Below are 1288 nucleotides of genomic sequence, written 5' to 3' on the forward strand. Positions count from 1 at the left end.
AAAATCAACAATAATCTTTTACATAGCCAATCCTAAAAAAAGCACACTTAAAGGTGTTTACTCTTCAAGTGTGCTGCTATTATTTTTCCAAATATGTTCTAACAATCCTTCTTTATGTAAAATGTCAATTTGGCGCTGACCAAGTAGATCAAAATGTGAGTAGCCATCCTTCCGAACATGAATCCATTCTTTTTTTAATCCGTACTTTTGTCCCCAGGCTGCTAATTTTTCAAGATTATTACAACCAACCTTTGTTACCGTATTGCATCCTGGAAAGCGGTCATCCAGCCAATAATGGGTTAAGAAAGCTAACTTGCCATTATCTATTTTTCTCTTCCACTCGACTATTTCCTGTCGTTTGATCCCGAATGCCACCTAAGTCACCTCATTCCGACAGATTTTTGCTTACAATATCCGACTACTTTTTCTTGATTTCTTCATATTTTAAAAACCATTCTGGGAAGGCTTTTTTGAAAGATGTCGGTCTAAAATTATCCTTTTTAACAATAATGTGGGTTGTCTTACCTTCAACACATACCTCATCATCGCCATTTAAAACCTCATAAGCATATACCGTTTTAATACCATCATTTAATTCCACCCACGTTTTTACAAAACCTCTATCACCATAGCGTAATGGTTTTTTATAAGTGGCTTGCACGTCATAAACTGGCGCAAAATAACCGGACTCTTCCATCGCTAGATAACTATAGCCAAGATCCTCAATAAACCCACTTCTGCCAAGTTCAAAAAACTTGAGATAATTAGCATGGTAAATAACACCCATCATATCTGTATCAGCATAATAGAGCTGAATTTCTCTAGTCGAAATAAAAAAGTTTCCCACAGGCTCCAACCCTCTCAACATGATAATTTACATTTTACTAATGGCTTTTACTACATCCTCTGCTTCTAGTAGCAGAGACTTTTCAAACAGATTTTCCTCTTCTTCTATTTCCATTAACCTTGAGGCCTGTGCTTGAATCATTTCATCAATCATGTTTGTTGCAAAACGGCCATTTCCTTTAAAGGCTTCTTCATTGATTTTACTCAATAACAGTTGTTTAGCTTCATTAGATAATTGATATTGATAGCTTTCAGCATAGACTACCATAATTTCAAGCAGTTCTGTAGCTGAATAATCAGGAAATAAGAAGAATTTTTTAAACCTTGAGCGAAGTCCTGGATTGCTTTCTAATAGCAAGTCCATTTCATGAGGGTAACCAGCCAGGACGACCACTAAATTCTCATTATGCTTCGTCATTTCATCGACAAGAGTATCGATTAC

2 protein-coding genes and 1 pseudogene are annotated in these 1288 nt (G+C 35.9%); all 3 read right to left on the reverse strand.

Annotation, left to right across the window (positions count from 1 at the left end; translation table 11 throughout):
• Positions 1 to 57: 57 nt before the first annotated feature.
• Positions 58 to 375, reverse strand: a complete 318-nt coding sequence (locus V7137_RS27530; protein ID WP_335701018.1) for a hypothetical protein — start codon at positions 373 to 375, stop codon at positions 58 to 60.
• 43 nt (positions 376 to 418) lie between these two features.
• Positions 419 to 847 carry an acyl-CoA thioesterase gene (locus V7137_RS27535; RefSeq protein WP_335701019.1) on the reverse strand — a complete coding sequence of 143 codons (429 nt, stop codon included), beginning with the start codon at positions 845 to 847 and terminating at the stop codon, positions 419 to 421.
• A 27-nt stretch (positions 848 to 874) separates the two neighbouring features.
• Positions 875 to 1288, reverse strand: a pseudogene (locus tag V7137_RS27540) (AAA family ATPase); the annotation flags it as partial.

The organism is Neobacillus drentensis (genome assembly GCF_036962765.1).
GTDB classification, from domain to species: Bacteria; Bacillota; Bacilli; order Bacillales; family Cytobacillaceae; genus Neobacillus; species Neobacillus drentensis_C.